This window comes from Deltaproteobacteria bacterium (assembly GCA_016183175.1).
Classification (GTDB): domain Bacteria; phylum UBA10199; class UBA10199; order UBA10199; family SBBF01; genus JACPFC01.
This window is the reverse complement of sequence record JACPFC010000059.1, coordinates 1-5,438: the sequence shown is the minus strand read 5'-3', so window position 1 is coordinate 5,438 and position 5,438 is coordinate 1. Positions and strand designations below refer to the sequence as shown.

Here is a 5,438-nt window from a genome sequence, read left to right as displayed (position 1 = left end):
GGCGGATCCGGGGCCTATATGCCGCGCCACGGTGGTGATGAGATCCATGACGGTAACCGGCTTGGCCAAAAATTCGCGCCCGCCGATCATCCCCCCCTGTTCGCCCACTTCATTTTTGGAAGCAGTTCCGGTTAAAAAGACGACGGGCACCCCCTTTAAGGCCGGGATTGCCCGGATTTGGGCGACGACATCCCCGCCGTCGAGCCCCGGCATCGCCACGTCCATGAAAATGAAATTCGGCCTGAACGTCCTGGCGGTCTCCAAGGCCTGCCCTGCCACCGTTTCGGCGCAGACTTCGTAAACCCCCGTCTTTTCCAGCGCGGTCTTCACGAATCGGACAAAGGGCTCTTCGTCATCCACCACGAGAATCCGTTTCCTTTCCATTCCATCGATTATACCCCAAAAGCGGCGCCGGATAAACGGCAGTTTTTTATCCAATCCATGAATAAAATATATTTATCTGAAATTTATAGTTTTTTAGGTTACCGCCGGACCAGAAATATGTCGTCGGGAATTTGGACGGGAGAAGAGACGAGAACCAGCGCCTCTTCCTTGTCGGCGGCGATCTGGGCGAACTGCTCGCGATCCCATGCCTCCGTTTCGGCCAGGCGTTGGGCGCGGTATTCTTCGGCGTCGTCGTAGACGACCACCTCCCCTTCGGGATTGACATACAGGTTCTTAAAGTCAAGGTTTATTGACCCATCCGCCCCAAAATGCATGAGGGCAAAGCCGGTCTCGTCCCCTTCGAGGCTTCGGCCGACGCCGTCGATCGTCACAAACGCCGTTTTGTTGTCTATCCGGTAGGGATCTTCTTTCTCCTGCCGGGTCACGACGATTTTGTTTTCAAGACCGGATTTTTCCCACAGGGTGTTTAATTCATCCAGAAGCGTATCCGGATTTTTTTCCGCCAGAATCTTTTCCAGGGCTGTTTCGTAGGCCCCCTGCTCGGCTTCCGAGGAGAACTCGAATCTGAAATCGCCAACGCTTCGCGTATGCACATGGCCCGAAACCATGGCGGACATCACCGGCTCCCCCGAAGGGAAGCGATAGTGTTTGGAGATCATCCGGAGGGCCCGCGCCGATTTGTCTTCGAGACGGTGGGTTTCTTCGGCCTCCTTCCCGCGGCCGACGGCAAGGTTGAACGCCGGAAAATGGGTGAAAACGACAACGTGCTTCCCCTGGCTTCTCGCATGTTCAAGCTCCGCAACGAGAGAGACAAGGGAATGACCGCCCGGCCCCTGGCCGTTCAAGTCGGTCTGCCGGGCGGCGCTGGCGATGGCCCCGACATAATCATGCCGCCCTGTCCGGTATTCTTTTGCGGCCCCCTCCGCCAAAAAACGGCCGAAGGTTTTGAGGATATACCCCGGATCCCACTCTTCGGGGCCGCTGGGAAGAAAAACAGCGCGGGCGCCGTTTCCGAGATTCAGGCCGTAGGCTTCATAAGGCCCCGACTCGCGGAGATAGTCGTTGATAAATTGATGGCCCCCGACGGCCATTTGGACATCCATGATATTATCCGGTCCTCCGGACAGGAATTTGGAGACAACAGCGGCCGGAAATTCGTAGATCCCGTCCGCCGTAAACGGGGAGAGAGAATTGAGGGCGTCAACCCATTCGATGGGGCGGCCATGGAGGAGGAAATATTTTTGCGACACGGCCGAAAAAAATTCGTTCAACTCGGGTTTCAGCTGAAAATTGAAGAGGTGATACCCCGGCGGAAAACGCGGACCGTGCCAGTCGTGGTTTCCATAGACGGCGTAGATCGGCGCTTCGTTATTTTCGATCATCCAGGCAAACAGCCGGACATTGGAGAGATAATACCCCTCACTTTCCAGCGTCACCGCCCGGTTGGCGTAGTCGGTGAGATCGCCCAGAAGAAAAATCCGCGATATCTCTTCCCGGTAGCGCTGGTTTTGCGACTCCTCCAGATACTCCATCACCTTTTCGTTGGCCGAGGCATAAAAACGCTCCACCGCCTCCGCCGCCCGCGGGTCAACCGGCTCCCCCTTTTTGGCCGACTCGGTCATTCCGTCGATGATATCTTTTACATTCTTCCAGTCATCGAGGCTGACATGCAGATCGCCGGCAACGGAAACGGTTGTCTCTTCCTCTCCTTCGGCGGAAAGGACAAAGGTCCCTTTTTCCTCGCGGACTGTTTCGTCCCCTTCAAGAAAGACAAGGTCGCATCGCCGTGTGGAATGCCCTCCAAGCAATATTTCGGCGGACGGCACAGCAAAAGTAACCGTGTAATACTCCATCGGCCGGCCGAAGAGGCGCCGGTTCGCCCGCTCCGGATCGATGTGATAGACAAAGGGGGCCGACCATGGATCGTCATCGGGGCTGGATGAATCGGGGATGGCGGAAAGCGGCAACAATTCCACCGGCCCCGCGGGCTCTCCATCATTACTGCCGATCGGGCGGACCGCCACCCGCTGGTCAAAGAGAAAAAAATCGAGGATGCCCCCTTCCGGATCATCGGCATTGTCTGCGATAAAATCCGGCGGGACGGCAACGGAAAAGGAGGCCCTGACCTCCGGCGGATTGTCCGGATCGCAGACATCGGAGGCGGGAACCCCTGCCGTGACCGGCGTTGTCGCGCCGGAGAGGAGATAGGGATATTGCGTTAACATTTCAAACCGGGCCTGCCGGTTTTGTTCCAGCCGCGCGCCGACCTCGTTTAATTTTTCTTCAATCCGCGGAATCATCTCCCGCCCCGCCTTATTCCGCCCGGCCAGACGATAAGCAGTAAACAAAAAATCCTCGGCAACAGCGTCGTTTCCCTCCTGGGCGACCGTAAGCGCCAGATCGAAGAGGTGCCGATAATCGCCTGTCAGCGAGAGGATGCGTTTGGCCGTCTCCCACTCTTCGGGCGTCGCCGGGGTCTGAATGAGAGGAAGAACAGCCTGTGAGAAAACCGGCTCCTGCATCTCCTGCAACGCCGAAAATCGTTGGAACTGCCGCGCAAAGCGCTCCGCCGAGTTGAAGTCGAAATGGGCATTATTCGCCCCGCTGATTTCGATGGTATCGGAAGGGACGCCGCGATCGGGCGAATAGACAATCGTCCCATCCTGATTGGAATCGAATTTTAAAAGAGGGGAATTTTCAGAAAAAAAGGGGTCCTGCGGGATGTCTACGGTAACCGGTGCATCCAGATGGCGAGAATGGATCTCGAGTTTCTTAAGTTGGGTCATCCAAAAACCTTAAACCCCCCTTAAACTTCGGGTCCGCTCGTCATGCGACATGAGGTGCCAAAAAATCAGCGCAATGTGAGAAAGAACAAATCTTGTTTGTCTCTTAAGATTATTATCGGCAAGTCTAGCAGAAAGTTGCGTGCTTTTTTAGTAAAAAGTGAAGGATAACCGCATTTTATGACGCACCGTGCTGGCGAGGTGCGGCAATTAAATCGGGGGCTTTGTTGACACAGAAGCAGAGCAACTTATATGATGGGGTGCTCTTTGAAAATCTGGGGGCGATTTGGTTTCGACGGGAAAGTAATATCTTACAAGGGGCAGGCCGAGTTGAAGGCCCTCGTTCCCGCCACTAAACACGGCGGGTCCGCCACGCAGTTTGGCGGAAAACGACTTCAAAAACAAAAACGCCAACACTAACAGTGTAGCCTCGGTGCAACCCACCGAGCTGGCTCTCGCGGCTTAATTGACTGCGACGTCTTCCGGCTTCACCTCCCCGGTTGGCCGGCGGGCGCAAATGAACGGGGATCGTCCGCCGTTTTTGCTTTGTCGGGTGGCGGATTAAACAAAGGCGAGCTCGCCCGGAAAGACCTGCTGTTGGGTCCAGTTTCGGGTTAAAAACAATCCAGCAGACAAGCCTGTAGTCCCTTCGAGTGAACTTTTTCGGACCCGGGTTCGATTCCCGGCGCCTCCACCACTATGAAAGCCTCCCCCATAAAAAATACGCTTCTAGCCCGCCAACTTATTTTGGACGAGCTTTTTGACCTTTCCCTCTACAAGGTTTTTCACAAAACGGCATCGGACCCTTTTCGGAAAATCCTGGAAGAGCTCATCCCCGTGGAAACAAGACACTACCGCTTCTGGGAGGATTTTTTTCAGATAAAAATCGAAAGGCTGAACCTGGGGCGGCGGCTCAAACTCGGACTAATCGCTCTTGTATCCCGCCTTTTCGGGGAAAAGTCGATGTATCTGATTCTTGAGGCGATTGAAATTTACGGCATCCGCAAATATCTGGCGATCTGGAAGATCTATCAAGATACGCCTCTTGCAGGCGCCGTGAAAAAAGTCCTCGAAGACGAATTCGGCCATGAGGACACCATCGTTTCGGGCACTTCCGAAAGAAAAATCAATCCGGAAAAAATCAGGAACATATTTTTGGGGTTTAACGACGGGCTGGTGGAGCTTTTGGGGGCGGTGAGCGGTTTTTTTGCGGCCTTTCAGAATGTCTCGTATGTCCTCATTGCCGGTTTCACGACGGCGGCGGCGGGGGCCATTTCCATGGCCATCGGCGCTTATCTGGCCACCGGTTCCGAAAAGGAAATCGAACAGACGGAAAGGGAAAAGGACGAATTCTTGTCGGGCCGTAAATCGGGCATGAGCGCGGGCGAGAGCCCGTTCCGTTCCGCCACCGTTGTGGGAATCTCCTATCTGGTGGGTTGTTCGGTTCCCATACTCCCCGTTTTTTTCGGTTCAAAAAGTGTCTTGATTTCCTGGACGGCCGGCGGGGCCATGCTTATCCTCGTCTCCCTGGTTCTCGCGTTTATTTCCGGAATGAACATGAAAAAACGGGTATCCACCAACCTCATCCTCATCACCACAGCCGTTGCCGTCAGTTACGCCATCGGCTCCCTTGTCAACCGGTTGTTCGGCGTTCCCTCTTTTTAAGTCCCCGTTCACCGAGCCTGACATGAACATGTCCCCGGTTGACTGAATGCAGTTAAGTCCACTACACTTGCCACACGACAATGTCCAATAATCGCCAATGAAAATTATGAATAAAAAAGACATAGCAACAACTTTTTTCAAACTGGCGTCTTCTGGCAAGGTACGCGAGGCATACGAAAAATATGTGCATCCAAATTTTACCCACCACAACGCCTACTACAAAGGAGATCGGGAGACGCTTCTAGTCGGCATGGAAGAAAACGCTAAACAATTTCCCGATAAAAAATACGAGACCCTACGCGTGCTTGAAGACGGCGACCTTGTGGCGGTGCATGGGAAGGTAACGCTTGCACCAGATAAAATATTCTCCGTCATCCATATTTTTCGTTTTGAAGGAGATAAAATTGTAGAGGAATGGGAAGCGTCTCAAGAATTGCTCAAGGGTTCTGCGAACAAAAACGGAATATTTTGAATATAATTTGCCGCCAAAGAAAAACTTGAAATCGTCCTTTCCGCTCCGGTTCAAGGCGAGGCGGACGGAAGGGGGGTGTGGGGGGAATTCCGCCCGCCGAGCCCAGTCAGTTC

4 protein-coding genes and 1 other RNA gene are annotated in these 5,438 nt (G+C 54.0%); 3 read left to right on the top strand and 2 right to left on the bottom strand.

What is annotated here, in order from left to right:
• Both HYU99_06955 and HYU99_06950 read right to left on the bottom strand, forming a co-directional pair.
• A partial coding sequence (locus tag HYU99_06955; GenBank protein ID MBI2340082.1) for a response regulator occupies nucleotides 1–384 on the bottom strand: 384 nt, incomplete at its 3' end.
• A gap of 98 nt (nucleotides 385–482) precedes the next feature.
• The gene (locus HYU99_06950) at nucleotides 483–3,191 is read right to left on the bottom strand and encodes a metallophosphoesterase (GenBank protein MBI2340081.1); all 2,709 of its coding nucleotides are present in this window, start codon (nucleotides 3,189–3,191) and stop codon (nucleotides 483–485) included.
• Between the two features lie 274 nt (nucleotides 3,192–3,465).
• Here HYU99_06950 and ssrA point away from each other — a divergent pair.
• The 3 genes from ssrA (at nucleotide 3,466) to HYU99_06935 (ending at nucleotide 5,325) form a co-directional block, all read left to right on the top strand.
• Nucleotides 3,466–3,885, top strand: a transfer-messenger RNA (tmRNA) gene (ssrA, locus tag HYU99_06945).
• Nucleotides 3,886–3,887: 2 nt separating this feature from the next.
• Entirely contained in the window at nucleotides 3,888–4,853 is a 966-nt protein-coding gene (locus HYU99_06940; protein MBI2340080.1) for a VIT1/CCC1 transporter family protein, read from the top strand.
• Between the two features lie 106 nt (nucleotides 4,854–4,959).
• Entirely contained in the window at nucleotides 4,960–5,325 is a 366-nt protein-coding gene (locus HYU99_06935; protein MBI2340079.1) for a nuclear transport factor 2 family protein, read from the top strand.
• Nucleotides 5,326–5,438 lie beyond the last annotated feature (113 nt).